The 18,502-nt window shown below is 69.0% G+C and carries 16 protein-coding genes and 6 tRNA genes; 12 read left to right on the plus strand and 10 right to left on the minus strand.

The window, feature by feature from the left end:
* Positions 1-29: 29 nt before the first annotated feature.
* From QM841_RS10070 to QM841_RS10080, 3 genes are all read right to left on the minus strand, one after another.
* Positions 30-455, minus strand: coding sequence for a TIGR02611 family protein (locus QM841_RS10070; RefSeq protein WP_283331968.1), 426 nt, complete (start codon positions 453-455; stop codon positions 30-32).
* Positions 456-566: 111 nt separating this feature from the next.
* Positions 567-1,772, minus strand: coding sequence for an RtcB family protein (locus QM841_RS10075; protein ID WP_283331881.1), 1,206 nt, complete (start codon positions 1,770-1,772; stop codon positions 567-569).
* Positions 1,773-1,926: 154 nt separating this feature from the next.
* Positions 1,927-1,998 (minus strand) — tRNA-Val (locus QM841_RS10080).
* A 242-nt stretch (positions 1,999-2,240) separates the two neighbouring features.
* On the opposite strand from QM841_RS10080, the gene QM841_RS10085 reads away from it, so the two are divergent.
* The 5 genes from QM841_RS10085 to QM841_RS10105 all read left to right on the plus strand — a co-directional run bounded on the left by QM841_RS10085 (position 2,241) and on the right by QM841_RS10105 (position 2,722).
* Positions 2,241-2,313: transfer RNA gene (locus QM841_RS10085), tRNA-Gly, on the plus strand.
* Between the two features lie 24 nt (positions 2,314-2,337).
* Positions 2,338-2,408, plus strand: a tRNA-Cys gene (locus tag QM841_RS10090).
* A gap of 1 nt (position 2,409) precedes the next feature.
* Positions 2,410-2,481: transfer RNA gene (locus tag QM841_RS10095), tRNA-Val, on the plus strand.
* A 77-nt stretch (positions 2,482-2,558) separates the two neighbouring features.
* Positions 2,559-2,631: transfer RNA gene (locus QM841_RS10100), tRNA-Gly, on the plus strand.
* Between the two features lie 16 nt (positions 2,632-2,647).
* Positions 2,648-2,722: transfer RNA gene (locus QM841_RS10105), tRNA-Val, on the plus strand.
* A 74-nt stretch (positions 2,723-2,796) separates the two neighbouring features.
* Here the strand turns inward: QM841_RS10105 and QM841_RS10110 are convergent.
* Positions 2,797-3,285 (minus strand): 2-isopropylmalate synthase, encoded by a 489-nt coding sequence (locus tag QM841_RS10110; protein ID WP_283331882.1) that lies wholly within the window; start codon positions 3,283-3,285, stop codon positions 2,797-2,799.
* 450 nt (positions 3,286-3,735) lie between these two features.
* Between QM841_RS10110 and QM841_RS10115 the strand changes: the two genes are divergently transcribed.
* Together QM841_RS10115 and QM841_RS10120 are read left to right on the plus strand one after the other, a co-directional pair.
* Positions 3,736-4,956 (plus strand): MFS transporter, encoded by a 1,221-nt coding sequence (locus QM841_RS10115; RefSeq protein WP_283331883.1) that lies wholly within the window; start codon positions 3,736-3,738, stop codon positions 4,954-4,956.
* 215 nt (positions 4,957-5,171) lie between these two features.
* Positions 5,172-5,702, plus strand: a complete 531-nt coding sequence (locus QM841_RS10120) for a GNAT family N-acetyltransferase (RefSeq protein ID WP_005240947.1) — start codon at positions 5,172-5,174, stop codon at positions 5,700-5,702.
* 9 nt (positions 5,703-5,711) lie between these two features.
* Here the strand turns inward: QM841_RS10120 and zapE are convergent, their stop codons facing one another.
* Positions 5,712-6,728, minus strand: coding sequence for a cell division protein ZapE (gene zapE / locus QM841_RS10125; protein ID WP_283331884.1), 1,017 nt, complete (start codon positions 6,726-6,728; stop codon positions 5,712-5,714).
* 34 nt (positions 6,729-6,762) lie between these two features.
* On the opposite strand from zapE, the gene QM841_RS10130 reads away from it, so the two are divergent.
* The 4 genes from QM841_RS10130 to msrB are packed head-to-tail and all read left to right on the plus strand — an operon-like array spanning position 6,763 to position 10,999.
* On the plus strand, positions 6,763-7,551 hold the full coding sequence (locus tag QM841_RS10130) for a pyrimidine reductase family protein (RefSeq protein ID WP_283331885.1): 789 nt from the start codon (positions 6,763-6,765) through the stop codon (positions 7,549-7,551).
* A gap of 14 nt (positions 7,552-7,565) precedes the next feature.
* The gene (locus tag QM841_RS10135; RefSeq protein WP_283331886.1) at positions 7,566-9,131 is read left to right on the plus strand and encodes an alpha/beta fold hydrolase; all 1,566 of its coding nucleotides are present in this window, start codon (positions 7,566-7,568) and stop codon (positions 9,129-9,131) included.
* Positions 9,132-9,165: 34 nt separating this feature from the next.
* A complete protein-coding gene (locus tag QM841_RS10140) occupies positions 9,166-10,503 on the plus strand; it encodes a glycosyltransferase family 87 protein (RefSeq protein ID WP_283331887.1) in 1,338 nt (445 codons plus the stop codon).
* Positions 10,504-10,561: 58 nt separating this feature from the next.
* The gene (gene msrB, locus QM841_RS10145; protein ID WP_009480111.1) at positions 10,562-10,999 is read left to right on the plus strand and encodes a peptide-methionine (R)-S-oxide reductase MsrB; all 438 of its coding nucleotides are present in this window, start codon (positions 10,562-10,564) and stop codon (positions 10,997-10,999) included.
* On the opposite strand, the gene QM841_RS10150 is transcribed toward msrB, so the two are convergent.
* From QM841_RS10150 to hemE, 4 genes are read right to left on the minus strand one after another with little or no spacing between them, the layout of a single operon-like run.
* On the minus strand, positions 10,959-13,307 hold the full coding sequence (locus QM841_RS10150) for a molybdopterin guanine dinucleotide-containing S/N-oxide reductase (protein ID WP_283331888.1): 2,349 nt from the start codon (positions 13,305-13,307) through the stop codon (positions 10,959-10,961). The genes msrB and QM841_RS10150 overlap by 41 nt on opposite strands.
* Positions 13,308-13,322: 15 nt before the next feature.
* Positions 13,323-14,018 (minus strand): hydrogen peroxide-dependent heme synthase, encoded by a 696-nt coding sequence (hemQ, locus tag QM841_RS10155; protein ID WP_105414618.1) that lies wholly within the window; start codon positions 14,016-14,018, stop codon positions 13,323-13,325.
* Between the two features lie 4 nt (positions 14,019-14,022).
* Entirely contained in the window at positions 14,023-15,384 is a 1,362-nt protein-coding gene (locus QM841_RS10160; protein WP_283331889.1) for a protoporphyrinogen oxidase, read from the minus strand.
* On the minus strand, positions 15,381-16,448 hold the full coding sequence (hemE, locus tag QM841_RS10165; protein WP_005263993.1) for a uroporphyrinogen decarboxylase: 1,068 nt from the start codon (positions 16,446-16,448) through the stop codon (positions 15,381-15,383). The genes QM841_RS10160 and hemE overlap by 4 nt, the downstream gene beginning before the upstream one ends.
* Positions 16,449-16,609: 161 nt before the next feature.
* Here hemE and QM841_RS10170 point away from each other — a divergent pair, with 161 nt between their 5' ends.
* A complete protein-coding gene (locus QM841_RS10170; RefSeq protein ID WP_037240540.1) occupies positions 16,610-17,203 on the plus strand; it encodes a DUF3000 domain-containing protein in 594 nt (197 codons plus the stop codon).
* Here QM841_RS10170 and QM841_RS10175 read toward each other — a convergent pair whose 3' ends face one another.
* Positions 17,204-18,454, minus strand: coding sequence for an alpha/beta hydrolase (locus QM841_RS10175; protein WP_283331890.1), 1,251 nt, complete (start codon positions 18,452-18,454; stop codon positions 17,204-17,206).
* Positions 18,455-18,502 lie beyond the last annotated feature (48 nt).

Consider the following 18,502-nt stretch of genomic DNA (forward strand, 5'->3'; position numbering starts at 1 on the left):
CCAGCAGTCACACCCAACCATGCGTCCGGCTAGAGCGGGCTCTCCAGCCACGGGTAGTCGAGGCCGATCCACGTTCCGACGAGACCGAACGTCCCGAGCAACCACAGCGTGGCGAGGACGACGACACATGTCAGCAGCGCGCCCGCCCCCTTGACCACCAGCGACTGCCGCGAGAACCAGTGCATGAACTTGTCGTAGCGCTGCCGCGCGTAGTGCAGCAGCCGGTGGGCCCACGCGAACTCGGATGCGAGGATCCCGAGTCCCGCGAACACGATCAGCCAGCCGGGGCCCGGATAGGGAATCGCGAGGATGCCGGCGGCCAGCACCAGAGCGCCGATCACCCCCACCGCGATGCGGTACGCCAGGTTGAGGCTCGGCCGCGCGGCGATGTGCGCGCGCCACCGATGCCACCGGCTCTCCGCTTCCTGGAACGGGGACAGATCCGAGTCGTCCACGTCCACGCTCTCGGGCGCGGGTCCCGGCCGAGCTTCTCCGCTAGTCACCGCTCCAGCCTACCGACCGCGACCTGCGGCGGCGCGTCGTCGCACCGCCGCACCGCCCGCGGGTCATCCCTTCACACAGACGACCTGCCGCAGGTGGGCAACGACCTCGACGAGGTCGGCCTGCGCTTCGATCACCTGCTCGATGTCCTTGTAGGCGCCGGGGATCTCGTCGATCACGCCCACGTCCTTACGCGATTCGACTCCGGACGTCTGCCGCACGAGGTCGTCGACGGTGAAGCGCTTCTTCGCCTTCGTACGGCTCATCGTCCGTCCCGCCCCGTGCGATGCCGAATTGAAGGACAACTCGGAGCCCAGGCCACGCACCACGTAGGAACCGGTGCCCATGGATCCGGGGATGAGTCCGAGATCACCCCGGCCGGCCCGGATCGCGCCCTTGCGGGTGACGAGCATCGGCTCGCCGTCGATGATCTCCTCCGACACATAGTTGTGGTGGCAGGAGATCGGCTCGTCGAATCGGACCGGCCTGCCGGGCAGGGCCTGCCGGAATGCCTGCATCACCAACGTGAGCATGACGGCACGGTTACGGGCCGCGTACTCCTGCGCCCACGTCAGGTCGTGGCGGTACGCGTCCATCTCCTCGCTGCCTGCGAGGAACACCGCGAGATCGCGATCGACCAGCCGCTGGTTGTGCGGCAACGCCCGCGCCACCGCGATGTGCCGCTCCGCCAGCTCCTTGCCGATGTTGCGCGACCCGGAGTGGAGCATCAGCCAGACCTCGTCGGCGTCCGACAGGCACACCTCGATGAAGTGGTTGCCGCCGCCGAGCGTCCCGATCTGCTTCATCGCCTTGGATTCGCGGGACTGGACACCCGAATGCAGGTCACCGAATTCCTGCCAGAAGCGGTGCCAACCCTCCTTCACTCCCCCGGCGTCCGTGACGTCCAGTGCGCCGACGTTCACCGAACGCTCGTGCATGGCGAACCCGACCGGCACCGCACGCTCGATGCGCGAGCGCATCGAGCGCAGGCTGTCGGGCAGATCGCTCGCGGTCACATCCGTCCGGACCGCCGTCATCCCGCACCCGATGTCGACGCCGACCGCCGCCGGGGCGACCGCCGCCCGCATCGCGATGACGGAACCGACCGTCGCCCCCTTGCCGACATGGACGTCGGGCATGACCCGCACACCGTGCACCCACGGCAGGTCGGCCATGTTCCGCAGCTGCTGCAACGCTGCCTGCTCGATGGTCCACTCTTCCGCCCACATCAAGGTGGGCGCGGTGGTGCCTTCCAGCCTCACGGGGAACATGGGACTCAGTCCTTCGATCGCGGATCACCCGGGGAATTTCGGCCGCCTGAGTTCATTGTCCGCCGCGCCGCAGAGCCGGAACAAACGTTATTCGGGTGCGCACACGAAAAAGAAGAGGGCGTTTCCGATTTCGGAAACGCCCTCTTCTTCTCTGTGGTCCCGGCTGGGATCGAACCAGCGACCTCCCCGGTGTGAACGGGACGCTCTTCCACTGAGCCACGGGACCGAAGCGCGCCAAACACTCGCGCTCGAACGAGTTGGAACATTAACACGACCGAGCGGCCGAACGAAAATCACGTCGTTGGGATTCGTGTCGACCCCTGCCCGCGGCACGTCCGCGACCCGGCGTCGTTCATGCGTAGTTCGCCGTCTGACGCCTTGACCTGCAGATTTGTAACTATCGCGGATGGTCGGCTAATGTTCTCAACCGCACCACGGAGAACATTCTCCGCGAGTTACACGGTGCATGCGGACGTGGCGCAGCTGGTAGCGCACAACCTTGCCAAGGTTGGGGTCGCGGGTTCGAATCCCGTCGTCCGCTCGAGAGGTTGGACTCAACCTTCACGGTGGAGTGGCCGAGTGGTGAGGCAACGGCCTGCAAAGCCGTGCACACGGGTTCGATTCCCGTCTCCACCTCGCGCGATTAGCTCAGCGGGAGAGCGCTTCCCTGACACGGAAGAGGTCACTGGTTCAATCCCAGTATCGCGCACCGAGATAGATGATAGATGCACGACTGTTTTACTTGCTCGACCAGTGACGGCCCCCAGCCCGGGGGCTTTCACGAATGCGGACGTGGCGCAGCTGGTAGCGCACAACCTTGCCAAGGTTGGGGTCGCGGGTTCGAATCCCGTCGTCCGCTCTCTTTTCTCCATCCCGCGCGATTAGCTCAGCGGGAGAGCGCTTCCCTGACACGGAAGAGGTCACTGGTTCAATCCCAGTATCGCGCACCAGTTCACTTTCAACCGAACAGTTCACGACACTTCAGCCCCGGTCCCTCGACCGGGGCTGAACTGTTGTCCGGGTGTCAGGCGGGCTGGAGCCGGTTGGCGCCGGAGATCATCGCGCGCAGAGTCGATTCCGTGTGGGATTCACCGATTCCCATCGCCCAGCGCCGGATGCCGTCGCGCTCGCAGAGCAGAAATGTCGCGGTGCGGTGCCCGATCTCGTGCTGATGAAAAGACAGGATCTCCATCGCACACCCCGCGTCGTACAGCATCGAGGTCATGGCGGCCACCGGGCCGGGCGCGCTCGCAGCGGTCTTGCAGATCGATTCGCCGATACCGAGTGTCGCTTCGAAATCCCACATCCCGGGGCCGGTCTTCGTTTCCGACCAACTGCCCAGACGGAACGGTCCGGTGGACGGCGCGTAGACGGCCTCGAACGCGGACCACGCCATTCCGGCGGATTCGGTGCGGAGTTCCCGTGGCAGCGACTTTCCGTGGCGCGCGGCGAACGGATCGGCGGCCGGTGTCGACGAGGGGAAGGATGAAGCGAAAGAAGTGTTGGTACTCATTCTCGTGGTCTTCCTGAAAGAAGGGAGGACCAACGCGTAGCTCAACGACCCGCAGCGAGGGGTCGGTCCGTATCAGACCCCGCTACGGCGGAGAACTACGAGAATGCGCTGCATGGATGACACTGTAAGCGACAACCGTCCGCAGAGACAACCCCGGTTCACGGTGTCGCGCCGACCACCGGTGACGGGCGGGTGACGAAATCGTTACCACTGCATCTGGAACGTGAGGAATTCCTCATGTATCGTCGAACTTGCCATCCACCCCCCCGATGGCAATGAGCCCCAGCCATGACCCCCCATCCAAGGCTGGGGCTCAGTCTTGTTCCGGGCCCCTCACGCACCCCCACTTTCGGACATTTCGCCCGCCGCCTCGGAGAACGCTGCACATCCCCGCAAAGTATTGGACACTCGCCCAATCGATCGGATGTCCTCTACCGAAGGCCGACTCCCATGACGGATTCACCACGCGCAGACGTGCCCGCGGACCACCGCCCGGCACGGATCGCCGCGGCGGGCGCATTCGGCCTGCAGGGTTTTCTCCTCGCGGCCGTCCTCACACAACTGCCGCAGTACCAGGACCGATTCGGGTTCGACGACACGGTCATCGTGGTCGCGGTCGTGACGGTGTCCCTCATCGCCGGGGCGGGAAGCGTCCTCGCCGAGCACCTGGCCCGCCGATTCTCCAGCAGATCGGCGCTGCAGCTCGGGCTCGCGACCATCGCGGTCGCCGGTGGCGCCCTCGGTTTCAGCCCGAACACCGCGGCGTTCTTCGTCTGCCTGTCCGTGTACGGCGCCGGGCTGGGCATCGTCGACGCCGCCGCCAACATGCAGGCGGTGTCGATCCAGCACGCGTACGGCCGTTTCATCCTGTCGTCGTTCCATGCGGTGTGGAGCGTCGGCGCGATTGCGGGTGCACTCTTCGTCGCCGCCACCTCCGCCCTCGACGTCAGCGTGGCCGGCGCGCAACTGGTGGCGGCGCTCGTCGTGGCCGTCGGTCTCGCCGTCTGCGGCCCCCGGCTCCTCGCCCGTCAGGAGCCGGTGAGCAGCGCCCCGCCTGCGACCGGCCCTGTGTCCGTGCCGGTTCCGATTCGGCCGCTGCTCGCGCTCGGCACCGCGATGGCGTTGTTCTACGCCATCGATTTCGGTGTCGGCAACTGGTCCGCCCTGTACGTCCGGAACGTTCTGCTCGCGGACGCCGGCACGGCCGCCCTGGCGCTGGCCGCATACCAGTGCGCGGCTCTGGTGTCGCGTCTGACCGGCGACTTCTGGGTGGCGAAGTACGGCGAGATCGCCGTCGTCCGTGCGGGTTCGGCGGTCGGTGTCGCCGGATTGACGGTCGTCGTGCTGGCCCCGTCCCCGGCCGTCGCGATCGCCGGATTCCTCGTCGTTGGCCTCGGCGTGCCGGTCGTCGCTCCCCTGTGTTTCAGCGCCGCCGGCCGGCTGGCACCCACCGGCCAGGTGGACGACGTCGTGGCGCGGATCAACCTGTTCAATTACGTGGGCACGCTCGTGGGCGGGGCGATCGTCGGCGGCGTCGCCGCCGCGACCAGCCTGCGGATCGGGTTCGTGGTCCCGCTCCTGTTCGCGGTGGGGCTCGTCCTGCTCGCCCCCGCATTCGCCCCGGACCGGGACCGCGACAGGCAATCCGCGTGGACCCCGGATCGCGACTGACGGCAGATGTTCTACTTAGGACATGCCGACTCGGGGATGGTTCGTGATCACCGCGGCGATCGTCTACGTCGCGGTTCCGGTCTCGGCACGGTCCGCTCGTGGCGGCTCGCACACCCCAGGACGAACGAGTCGATCAAGACCGTTGCGGCAATCACCCTGCTGCGGGACAGTACGGGAATGACACTTCGGGAAGCGAAGGACGCGGTGGATCAGCTGTGACTGTCGAGATAGACCCGGCGGGGATCTGGGATTCCGAGGCGATCGCCGACGTCGCCGCGGCAACGTTCCCTCTTGCGTGCCCGCCCGGCGCGACGCAGGACGACATCGCCGCCTTCATCGACGACGTGCTGTCGGCCGAACGGTTCTCGGAGTACCTCACCGACCCGAACCGCACCGTCCTGAAGGTCACCCACGGCGGGGCGATCGTCGGCTACGCGATGCTGATCGACGGTGAACCCGCAGACCCGGATGTCGGCAGGGCCGTGACGCTTCGGCCGACCACCGAGATCAGCAAGCTGTACGTGCTACCCGGTAATCACGGGACCGGGGTCGCGTCCGCGCTGATGGACGCCATCGTCGAACGCGCCGTCGCCGCCGGGTGCGCCGGGCTGTGGCTCGGCGTCAACCAGGAGAATGTGCGCGCCCAGCGCTTCTACGCGAAGCACGGATTCACGCAGGTCGGAACGAAAACCTTTCTCGTCGGCACCCAACTGCACCACGATTTCGTGATGCAGCGGGCGCTGTGACGAGCTGGGTCAGCTCGCGGCGACCTCGAAGCGCGACAGCGCGAGCAGGCGCGACGTGGCACGCAGGTACTTCTTCCGGTACCCACCGGCCAGCATCTCCGGAGTGAAGATCGCGTCGAGCTTGGCCCCGGCCACGGTGACCGGGATGCTCGCGTCGTACAGGCGGTCGGCGAGGACCACCAGGCGCAGCGCGACCGACTGGTCCTCGGCAGGGTGCACGCCGTCCAGGAAGACGGCCGGGATGCCCTCGACCAGCTTGTTGTAGCGGGACGGGTGCAGCGTGCTGAGGTGCTTGCACAGCGCGTCGAAGTCGTCGAGCGTGGCGCCGGGGATGCTGTCGGCGCGCTCGGCGAGCTCCGCCGAGGAGATCGGGTCCGGGGCCGGCGGCAGGTCGCGGTGCCGGTAGTCGGGGCCGTCGACGCGGATCGTCTCGAAGATCGAGCCGAGCTTCTTGATCTCGCGCAGGAAGTCCTGTGCAGCGAATCGTCCTTCACCGAGCTGGCCGGGCAGGGTGTTCGACGTCGCCACGATGGACACGCCGCGCGCCGACAGTTCCGACAGCAGGCGGGACACCAGCATGGTGTCGCCCGGGTCGTCGAGTTCGAATTCGTCGATGCAGAGAACGCTGTGGTCGGACAGCTGCTCGACGGCCTTGTTGAAACCGAGGGCACCGACGACGTGCGTCAGCTCCACGAACGTGCCGAACGCCTTGGGCGACGGGACGCTGTGGAAGATCGAGGCCAGAAGGTGGGTCTTGCCGACGCCGAAGCCGCCGTCGAGGTAGAGACCGGCGCCGGTGGCCTGCGTCTTCTTCCCGAACAGGCCGCGTCGTCCGCCGCTGCGGATCTTTACGACCTTCTTCGCGAACTCCTCGGCCGTCCGGACCGCGGCGGCCTGGCTGGGTTCTGCGGGATCGGGGATGTACGACGCGAAGCTCACCTCGTCGAACATGGCCGGGGGCACCATCTGAGCTACCAACTGATCAGCCGGTACCACGGGGCTGCGATCGACAAGACGTGCATGCATACAAGCAGGGTATCCACGTGTTGTGATCACCAACATGCACCGTGTACATATTGCGACATTTTTCACACCGGACAGCCCGCCTGCCCGCGAGGAGTCCAGTGAATCGACCGCGAACGCGCTGCGCGACCTGTACGCGTACCCGGCGGAGACCCCGCGGCCGTGGGTCCGGGTCAACTTCGTGAGCAGCATCGACGGCGCCGTCTCCGTCGACGGGGTCAGCGGGGCGCTCGGCACACCTGCGGACAGGCTGGTCTTCGAGACCCTGCGGGAGTTGGCCGACGTCGTGCTGGTCGGGGCCGGAACCGTCCGGGCGGAGAACTACGGCGGGGCGCGCATCGACACCGAGGGCAGGCGACGCCGGGTGGCGTCGGGGATGCCGGAGGTCCCGCCGATCGCCGTCGTGTCGGCGCGCGCCCACCTCGACCCGCATTCACGCCTGTTCACCGACACCGAGGTGGCCCCGATCGTCGTCACGTGCACAGACGCCGACCCGGCGCGGGTCCGTGCTCTCGCCGACGCGGGTGCGCGGATCGTGACGGCCGGCGACGGGCAGGTCACCGGCGACGGGCTGATCGCCGCCCTCGAGCATCTCGGACTGCGCCGTGTGCTCTGCGAGGGTGGCCCGAGCCTGTTCGGGCAGCTGACCGCGGACGACGCCGTCGACGAGGTCTGCCTGACCACGGCACCCGTCCTCGTCGGCGGAACCGCGGGTCGCGTCGCCACCGCGCCGGGGGCCCGGATCACCGCGATGACTCCCGCGCACATCCTCACCGACACCGACGGCACCGTCCTCACCAGATGGGTGCGGCTGCCCCGGCCGTAGGGGAACCTGGCAGGGTGGTCGCCATGCGCAGATCGGTGTTGCTCGCAATGGTTCTCGTGGTGTGCAGCGCGTGCGGAGCCGGACCGTCCAACCGGCCGCACGTGGCGGTCGAACGCGAGGGCGGCGGCAGCGAACCCACCGCGACCGAGACCGAGAACGCCGACGCTCCCCCACCCGTGTTGCAGACCCCGAAGAACGATCTGGCGTGGACCGACTGCACGCAGAGCACCCTCGGCGCCCTGGGCCCGGGAACGACGCCGCCCGCCGGGTTGATCTTCGAATGCGGCTCGTACGAGTCAGCCGTCGACGAGAGCGGCACCCTGCCCGGCTCCTTCACGATGGGTGCGATGCGGGCACGCCTCGCCGACACCCCCGAGAACGCGGCCCCGCTGGTGCTCACGTCGGGATCGGACCGGTCGTCGACCGCAACGCTCGCCGCGCTGAGCACCGGCGGTCTCACGTCCCTGCTGTCGACGCGACCGGTGGTCGCGGTGGACCGCCGCGGCATCGCCTCCTCGCAGGAGATCGAATGCCTCACCCCGGAGCTCCGCAGCAGCCTCGCGAATCTCGGGCAGTTCGATCCGGGGACGGGCGACCAGGTCGACAAGGTCACCGCGCTGGGCCGCGACGCCACCATCGCGTGCACCGACTACCTGCAACCGCAAGAACTCGCGTTCGACAGCACCCACGCCGCCGACGACATCGAAGAACTGCGCCGCACCTGGGACGTCGATGCGCTCGGGATCCTCGCCACCGGCAACGGCAGTGCCGTCGCGCTCAGCTACGCCGCCAAGTACCCCGATCGAGTCGGCCGACTCGTCCTCGACTCCCCCGCCGTCACCACGGTGGATGCCGCAACCGCCACCGAACAGCAGGTCGCGGGTCAGGAGGCGGCGTTCGACTCGTTCGCCCGCCAGTGCACCGCCCTGAACTGCTCCCTGGGCGCCGATCCCCGCGCCGCGATGACCGACGCCGTCACCCGCGCCGCGAACGGCCAGATCCCGCGGGTCTCCGCGAACGCCCTCCTCACCGCGGTGTCCGGGTCGCTCGCCGCAGCGGGCGGCGACCAGCAGGGCCGCGTCCGCGCCCTGTCCGATGCGGTGTCCGCCGCCCTCGCCGGAAACACGGCGCCGATCCTGGCGGCGATCGCGCAGGCCGAGGCGGCCTACGAGGGCGACGGCCAGTTCATCACCCGCTGCACCGACGGCCAGCAGTGGCCCGCACCCGACCGCGTTCGCGAACTGCAGAAGCTGTGGGGCGAGCGGTTCCCGCTGTTCGGACCGAACGCCGCCGTCGGACTGCTGGCGTGCACCTCCTGGCCCGCGACCGCGCCGCCCGCCCTGCCCGGCGAGCTGACACTCCCGGTCCTGGTGCTGAGCGGCACCGCCGACCCGGTCGTCGGGAACGCCGGGGTGGGGACGGTGACGGGTGCCGTGTCGAGCGCAGGCGCCGCGACGGCGACCCTGACGTGGCACGGCAGCGGCCACCCCGCCACCCATTCGGACTGCGCGCAGAAGTCGATCGCCACCTACGTCGCGGACGGCGCGCTGCCCCCGGACGGCAGCGCCTGCCCCGCCTAGCCGACGTGTTCCGCCCGACACCCACAGGGGGTGCGTGACCGCACGTCAGAGCTTCTCGGTGTACCGTGCCGTGGTGTTCCTTCGACAACTCGAACCGCGCACCGGGCGGACTGCCAACGAGGTAATCAACTTCGCGCTGTGGCCGATCGCCGTCATGACAGTGCTGCATCGAGTGGTCGTCAAGGCGGTCAACGGGTACATCACCGACGACTTCCGGCCGGTCTACAACGCTGCGCTGGCCTTCCTCAACGGGCGGCCCGTCTACACCGCCAACTTCAACTGGGTCGATCCGCATTACCTGTATCCGCCGTCCGGCACGCTGCTGATGGCGCCGATCGCGGTGATCGACCCCGAGAAGTCCCGGTGGTTGTTCATCATCGCCAACGCGATCGCCATCGTGATCGCGTTGTACCTGCTCCTGCGGCTGTTCGGCCTGGGATTGAACTCCATCGCGGCCCCGATCCTGCTGCTCGCCACGTTCTCCTCCGAGACCGTCACCAACACCCTCGTCTTCACCAACATCAACGGTCTGGTCCTGCTCGGCGAGATCGCGTTCCTCGTGTTGCTGATGAAGCGCAAGGACATGTGGTCCGGTGTCGCCATCGGGCTGACGTTCGCGGTGAAACCGATCCTCGCCCCACTCCTGCTGCTGCCTCTGGCGCGCGGCCAGTGGAAGGTGTTCGTCACCGCGATCGGCATTCCCCTGATCCTCACCGCCGTGGCGTGGCCGCTGTCCGCGGACCCGATGGACTTCGTGCGCCACACGGTGCCGTATCTGATGGAGTCGCGCGACTACTTCAACAGCGCGATCGTCGGCAACGGCAAGTACTACGGCCTCCCCACCGCCCTGATCTGGGCCCTGCGCGGTGTCTTCACCGCCATCGTGCTCAGCTCCCTGTGGCTGCTCTACCGCTACTACCGCCACGACGAGCTGTTCTTCGTCGTCACCACGTCGGGGGTTCTGCTGACGGCGTCGTGGCTCCTCGGCTCGCTGGGCCAGATGTACTACTCGATGATGCTGTTCCCGCTCCTGATGTCGGTGGTGCTGAAGAATTCGGTGATGCGGAACTGGCCGGCGTGGCTGGCCGTGTACGGGTTCATGAGTTACGACAGCTGGCTGTCGAGCCGGTTCATCGAGGCCGGCCGGACAGCCGAGTACATGAAGACCACGCTGGGGTGGAGCCTGATGCTCCTCGTCGTCTTCGGTGTGCTGACCGTCCGCTACGTCTCGGCGCGGCGCGAGGGGCGACTCGACCGCGGCATCGACCCGGCGTTCCTCCTCGAACCGCACGAGAAGGCTTCCGGCACCCCGCCGCGGGAACCGGAACCGGACGAGCAGCCGCAGGTCGAGTCGGCCACCGCCAAGACGTAGGCCCCCGTCCCGCGCGGGCGTCGCGGCCGGAATCGGCGAAACGTATTAGCGTGGAGCCATGAGTTCGCAGCAGCAGGATCCCACGCAATCCGCCCCGAAGGTTGCTCTCTCCGACAGCGAGTGGCGCGAGAAACTGACTCCCGAGGAGTACGCCGTGCTGCGCCAGGCCGGTACCGAACGCCCCTTCGTCGGCGAGTACACCGACACGAAGACCGAAGGCGTCTACCACTGCCGGGCCTGTGGCGCCGAGCTGTTCCGCAGCACGGAGAAGTTCGAATCGCACTGCGGGTGGCCGTCGTTCTTCGATCCGGCCGACTCGGACGCCGTCATCCTCCGCGAGGACACGTCGCTGGGGATGCGCCGCGTCGAGGTGGTGTGCGGGACGTGCCACAGCCACCTGGGCCACGTCTTCGAGGGCGAGGGCTACCCCACCCCCACCGATCAGCGGTACTGCATCAATTCGATCTCGCTGACCCTGGAACCGACCGGCGAATGATCGTCGGTGGATCGAACGCCCGGATAGGCGGAAGCGCACCCTCGTAGCGTTCGATCTCGACGAGCACGTGCTGGCCGGTGCAGCCGTGGGCCAGTGACGACGTGCCCACGTCCGGGGTCAGCACGTTGGGGTTCCCGTGCACGCAGAGGGAATCCGGGTCGGTCGCGTCGAGCGGGTCGTACCAGGCTCCCGTCGACAGCTGGACCACACCGCGCCGGACGCCCTCGTCCACCACCACACCGGCGAGGCAGGCGCCGCGGTCGTTGAACACGCGGACGACGTCGCCGGCGGTGAGTCCGCGGTCGGCGGCGTCGTCCGGATGGATTCGGAGCGGTTCGCGGCCCCGGATCTTCGATTTCTGGCTGGTGCCGCCGTGGTCGAGTTGGCTGTGCAGGCGGGTGCGCGGCTGGTTGGCGATCAGGTGCAGCGGGAACTGCCGTGCCCGCCGGCCGCCCAGCCATTCCTCGGGCTCGTACCAGCGGGGGTGTCCGGCACAGTCGTCGTAGCCGAATCCGTCGATGTCGGCGGAGAAGATCTCGATCCGCCCGCTCGGGGTGGCGAGGGGGAATTTCACCGGATCGGTCCGGAAGTCGCCGAACAGGATCAGGTCGTCCTCGGTCCGCATCCGCACGTGGCCCTGCGTCCAGAAGTCGTCGAAACTCGGGGCGGGACCGCCGTCCGCGCGGACGAAGTCTCGCCACTGCCCGTACAGGTGCTCGAGCCACTGCTCGGACGAGCGGCCCTCGGTGAACTTCTCCCCGACACCCAGTTTCCGGGCGACGGCGGCGAACGTGTCGTAGTCGTCCCGCGCGTCGGCGTAGGGCCCGACGGCGGCGTGCATGGCGACGAGCAGCGGGTCGTTGCGGGTGCAGCTGAGGTCGGCCCGCTCGAGCGACGTGGTGGATGGGACGACGATGTCCGCGTGCCGGGCCATCGGCGTCCAGTAGGGGTCGTGGACGACGATCGTGTCGGGCCGGGCCAGCGCCCGGCGCAGACGGGGAATGTCCTGATGGTGGTGGAACGGGTTGCCGCCCGCCCAGTACAGCATCTTGATGTCCGGGTACGTCAGCCGCTGACCGTCGTAGTCGAACGGTGCGCCCGGGTTCAGGAGCATGTCCGAGATCGCGGCCACGGGGATGAAGTCGCGGACGGGGTTCAGCCCCTGGGGAAGCGTGGGCAGCGGGTACGGGACGGGGGCCAGCCCGGGTTCGTTCATGGAACCGTAGCCGTGGCCGAAACCGCCACCGGGTAGGCCGATCTGGCCCAGCATCGCGGCGAGAGTGACCCCCATCCACGGGGCCTGCTCACCGTGCCGCACCCTCTGCAGCGACCAGGTGACGGTCACCATCGTCCTGCCCGCCGCCATCCGCCGGGCGAGGGCGACGAGGTCCGCTGCGGCGATACCCGAGATCTGCTCGGCCCACGCGGGCGACTTCGGGACGCCGTCGGAGCGGCCGAGGAGGTAGTCCTCGAAGCGGTCGTAGCCGACGCAGTGGCTGCCCAGGAATGCCGTGTCGTGCAGGTCTTCCGTCGCGAGGACGTATGCCAGGGCGAGCATGATCGCGACATCGGTGCCGGGCACCGGGGCGTGTCGTTCGGCGGCGCCGTGCACGTCGTCGTGCAGCGGACTGAACGACACGATGGATCCGCCGCGGCGCCGGAGGGCGTCGAGTGCGTCGCGGGTGGGGTGGTCGCTGGTCCCGCCGTGATTGACGCCGGTGTTCTTGAGGGGGACGCCGCCGAAGCACACCATGAGATCGGTGTGCTCGGCGATGATCTTCCAGGACGTGGAGCGGGCGAACATCTTCCAGTGTGTGCCCACCACCCGGGGCATGATGACGCCCGTCGCGCCGAGCGAGTAGCTGTGCACCGATCGGGTGTAGCCACCGAGCGTGTTCAGGAACCGGTGGACCTGGCTCTGGGCGTGATGGAACCGTCCGGCGCTGGCCCAGCCGTACGAACCGCCGTAGATCGCGCTGTTGCCGTGCGTGTCGACGACCCTGCGCAGTTCGTTCGCCAGCCGCTGGGTCAGCTCCTCCCAGTCGACCGACACGAACTCGTCGGACCCTCGGGAACTGCTGGGTCCCGGGCCGTTCTCGAGCCACCCGCGGCGCACCACCGGGCCGGTGATCCGCGCCTTGCTGCGGACCGACCCGGCGATGTTGCCCAGCACCGGTGACGGATTCGCGTCACCGGTGTACGGGTGGGCGGCGACGACGTCGCCGTCGGCGACCTCGGCCTCGAACATGCCCCAGTGCGACATGTGCTGGTAGCGGGGCGCGGTGCGCGCTCCGTCGGCGTCATTCATCTGTGCTGTGTCAGATCACGGCAGAGCGGTGATGAGCTTCTCCACATCCACCCGCGGGCCGGTGAAGAAGGGCACCTCCTCGCGGACGTGCAGACGGGCCTCGGTGGCGCGCAGATCGCGCATCAGGTCGACGATGCGGTACAGCTCGGGCGCCTCGAACGCGAGAATCCACTCGTAGTCGCCGAGCGCGAACGAGGGCACGGTGTTGGCGCGGACGTCCTTGTACGTGCGGGCCGCCATACCGTGGTCGGCGAGCATCTTGCGCCGCTCCTCGTCGGGCAGCAGGTACCACTCGTAGGAGCGGACGAACGGGTACACGCAGATGTAGTTGCCCGGGTCCTCACCGGCCAGGAACGCCGGAATGTGGCTCTTGTTGAATTCGGCGGGACGGTGGCACGCGACGTTGCTCCACACAGGCTTGCTCGCGCGGCCCAGTGCGGTGGTGCGGCGGAAGTCGGCGTAGGTGGCCTGGAGGGCTTCGATGCTCGCCGAGTGCGTCCAGATCATGAAGTCGGCGTCGGCTCGCAGACCGGCCACGTCGTAGAGCCCGCGCACCACGACACCCTTGTCGGCCTGACCTTCGAAGAAGATCCGCGCCTCCTTGATCACAGCTTCCCGGTCGTCCCCGAGTACACCGGGTTCCACCTGGAACACCGAGAACATGAGGTAGCGGATTTCAGAGTTCAATGCGTCGAAGTCGAGGCGTGCCATGGGTCTATCGTGCCACTCGCCCGGCGAGCCGTGCAGCCGCCGTCGTCGCAGCGGCCACACACGCGGGAACACCGACCCCGTGGAGGAGTGCCCCGGACACCTCGAGACCGTCCAGACCTGCGACTTCCTGCTCGATCACCGCCACCCGGTCGAGATGGCCGGGACCGTACTGCGGCAGGCCGCCGTGCCAGCGCTGGACGTGTACCGCGACGGGCTCCGCGGTCACCGCCGTGACGGTCGCGAGATCCTGCCGGGCGGCGGCGATCAACTCGTCGTCGGGTGCGTCGACGACGGCGGCGTCGCCGAACCGTCCGAACGAGGCCCGGACGAGAGTCACCTCCCGCTCGGCGAGGTGCGGCCACTTGCGGCTCGACAGGGTGAACGCTTTCGCGCCGAGCGCGGCGTCGGTGGCGACGAGGATCCCGGAGTTCTGCGGGAGGTCGACCCGGATCGGCAGCGCCAGCGCGACGACCGCCGAGGAGGCCAGTGGAATGTCCGCGGCGGCCGCCGACGCGCGGGGGGCGATGCCGGCGAGCAGGTCGGCGAGTTGCGGGGCGGGCACGGCGAGGACGACCCCGTCGACGCGGCCCACAGGTTCTGCCGACCAGCCGTCGCCGTCCCGGCCGAGTGTCCGGATCCGCTCGTGCACGATCTCCGCCGACGCGGCCTCCGTCAGGGCGCGCAGCAGGACGCCGTAGCCGTCGCGCAGCGCCCCGAACACGGGCCCGGGGCTCGGGGCAGGGAGGGCGTCCGCCACGGCCGCGGACAGGCTCGTGGCGCCGCGGTCGAGCGCCGCCGCGAGAGTGGGCAGGGCGGCGCGCACGCCGATGGTGTCCGCGAGACCCGAATAGACCCCTCCGAGAAGCGGATCCACCGACCGCTGGACCACCTGCGCGCCGAACCGGTCGCCGACCAGTGCACCGACGGCGATGTCCGCGCCCGGTGTCCAGTCGAAGGGCACCGTCCGCTCCCCCGCCATGCGCGCGAGCGTCCGGTCGTCGACAAGACCGCGCAGGCTGTTTCCGTCCGCCGGGATCCCCATGAGGGTGTCGGTCGGCAGCGGGTGCAGCGCGTCCTCGGACCAGATGAGCGGCCGCAGTCCCGCCGGATACACCAGCTGGTCGGAGAGGCCGAGTTCGCCGAGCAGGGCCGGGAGTTCCGGTCGCCGCGCGATGAAGGCTTCCGCCCCGACGTCGACGGGTTCCCCCGCCAGGTCCACCGTGCGCAGCTTGCCGCCGAGCCGCTCCGCGCCGTCGGCGAGGACGATCCGGGCATCGGCGCCGAGCCGTTGCCGCAGCCGGTACGCGGCGACGAGCCCGGAGATGCCGCCGCCGACGACGAGAACGTTCGGCGACGACCCGGTCACAGGGAGTGCACCAGCTCGACCAGCGCGGTCAGCGCGCCCGGGTCGGTGTCGGGCAGCACGCCGTGCCCGAGGTTGAAGATGTGTCCCGTGGCGCCGGCGGCGAGGGCGGCGTCCGCTTCCGCGGTGATGCGGCGGACCTGCTTCTCGACGGCCGCCGGTCCCGCGAACAGCACCGCGGGGTCGAGGTTGCCCTGGAGCGCCTTGCCCGGGCCGACCCGGCGCGCCGCCACGTCCAGGGGGATGCGCCAGTCGACACCCACCACGTCGGCGCCCGCTTCGCCCATCGCGCCGAGCAGTTCACCGGTTCCGACACCGAAATGGATGCGCGGCACCTTCGCGCTCTCCACCTCCGCGAACACCCGCTCGGAGTGGGGCAGCACGAATTCCCGGTACTCGGCGAGGGACAGCGCGCCGGCCCACGAGTCGAACAGCTGGATCGCGTCGACGCCGGCGCGCAGCTGGGTCTGCAGGAAGGTGATGGTGGTGTCGGCGAGGGTGCCGAGCAGCGCGTGCCACGTCCGGGGGTCGGAGTGCATCAGCGCCTTCGTGCGCTCGTGATTGCGGCTCGGACCGCCCTCGACCAGGTACGAGGCGAGGGTGAACGGGGCTCCGGCGAAGCCGATCAGCGGCGTCGAGCCGAGTTCCGCGGTGAGCAGCTGCACGGCCTGCGCGACGGCGCCGACCTCTTCCGGCACGAGGCGCGGCAGGGCGGCGACGTCGGCGATCGACCGGACCGGGTTCGCGACGACGGGACCGGTGCCGGCGACGATGTCGAGATCGATCCCGGCGGCCTTGAGCGGCACCACGATGTCGGAGAACAGGATCGCGGCGTCGACGCCGTGCCTGCGCACCGGCTGCATGGTGATCTCGCAGACGAGTGCCGGATCGAAGCACGACTCGAGCATCCCGATCCCCGATCGGATCTCGCGGTACTCGGGAAGCGAGCGGCCCGCCTGCCGCATGAACCACACCGGGCGACGACCGGGGGTACGGCCTTCCGCGGCCGCCAGGAGGGGCGCGTCGGGGAGCACCCGCCTCGCGGCGTACGTCGCCCGTTCGCTCATGCCTGCATTGGTGCTTTCCAACCCGCTCATCGGTCCTCGCGCTCTCTGCCTGCTCGAATTTCGGCAGCTCTCATGCTGCCATGCCGGGACTCCGCCGCCGATCGGCCCTGCTCGGCGCGCCTCCGACGAGATGTGTGGGTCCGGGTCTAACGTCCCGAGCTGTGACGACTTCGGGATCGCCCGCCGAACCGGCCGAGTTCCGCGCCGCGGTCGAAGCGATGAATTCCGCGCAGGTTCGCGCGGACATCGAGCTGGGCCCCATCCGGCCCCCGCAACGGCTCGCGCCGTACAGCTACGCCGTCGGCGCAGAGGTCGTGCACGAGGACACCGGGGTCGTCGCCGAACAGAGCGAGGGTGACGCGTTCGGCAGGCTGATCCTCCTGTTCGACCCCGAGGGTGACGAGGCCTGGAACGGCACGATGCGGCTGGTCGCCTACATTCAGGCCGATCTCGACGCCGCCGTGGCGTCCGACCCGCTGCTTCCCGAAGTGGCGTGGAGTTGGCTCGTCGACGCACTCGAGTCGCGCCACGAACCTCTCAACGCGCTCGGCGGGACGGTGACGGCGACGACGTCGGTGCGCTACGGCGACATCGCCGGTCCCCCGCATGCGCATCAGCTGGAACTGCGCGCGTCGTGGACGGCGACATCGGTCGAACTGGCGACGCACGTCGAGGCGTTCTGCGAGGTTCTGGCGTATGCGGCCGGTCTGCCGCCCGCCGGGGTGTCGCAGCTGCGGACGCTGGGCGGCAAATAGTCAGGCCGATTCCGTGCCCGCCGCGGGCACGTCGGTGGTGGCGCTGCGCGACCATTCCAGGAATCGCCCGACCGCCTGCGTGACGGAGATGCTGCGGATCGAGGGGAACACGTCGAACGCGTGCTGCGCGCCCTTCAGTTCGGCGTAGACGACGGGGTTGTCGGACACCTGCCGGAGTTCGTCGACGAAGATCCGCGCCTCGGCGACGGGGATCAGCGAATCGCTCGTGCCGTGGATCACGAAGAACGGCGGTGCGTCCGCCCGGAGGTGCGCGAGCGGGGACGCGGCCCGGTAGTCGTCGGGGAACGTGGCGTGCTTGCCGAGCACCATCGGCATCAGTCCGGAGTGCACGCGCTGGAGGACGGCCTTGATTCCGGTATCGCCGGCGATGTCGTAGACCCCGTAGTACGGCACACACGCCTGAACCGATGTGTCGACGTCCTCGAAGCCCGGCTGCAGGTGACTGTCGTTCGCGGTGAGTGCCACCATGGCGGCGAGGTGGCCACCCGCGGAACCACCTGTGACGGCGATGAAGTCGGGGTTGCCGCCGTATTCCTCGACGTGCTCCCGGAGCCAGGCCAGCGCCTGCTTGATCGCGATCAGGTGTTCGGGCCATTTCGCCTTCGGCGACAGCGGGTAGTTGACGGCCGCGCACACCCACCCCCGCGAGGCCATCTCGAGCATGAGCGGCAGACCCTGTTGATCCTTGTTCCCGATCACCCATCCCCCGCCGTGGATCTGCAGGAGGACCGGGCTCTTCGACGGCAGATCCTGCCGGTGATAGATGTCGAGGCGGGCCCGCCGCCCGCCCGGCCCGTACGCGAGGTTGCGGACCCGGGTGACCGCCTTGTTGCGCATCCAGAACGGGTTGAGGAGTTGGCGCCACACCGGTCGCCCGGGGTGTTCGATGGCTGCGTCGCGGTCGGTGTAGTTCTCGCCGAGCGTGTCGACGAGAGCGGATTCGGCTTCCGCTCCGGCGCCCCGGCCGGTGGCGATCACGGCGGCGAGCCCGGCGGCGGATGCGGCGGCCAGCGCGAGGCCGACACGGTCGCTTCGGGTTCGTGTTCCGTGACGCGCGGCGTGCTGGGCGGCGTCGGCCGCGGTCACGGCGAGCAGGTGCGGCGCGAGTTCGGTGGTGAGCCACCCCGAGAAGAACGCGACCACCGACGTGGGCGCACCGGGCAGGGGACGCAGGGCGTTGGCGGCGAGTGCGGCGCCGACGGCCTGCCGGAGAACGAAGCCTCGGGTCATACCCCCAACCGTAGAACATGTTCTAATCGATCGGTCGCCCACCCCAGC

Source organism: Rhodococcus sp. IEGM 1307 (genome assembly GCF_030056915.1).
Classification (GTDB): Bacteria; Actinomycetota; Actinomycetes; order Mycobacteriales; family Mycobacteriaceae; genus Rhodococcus_F; species Rhodococcus_F opacus_D.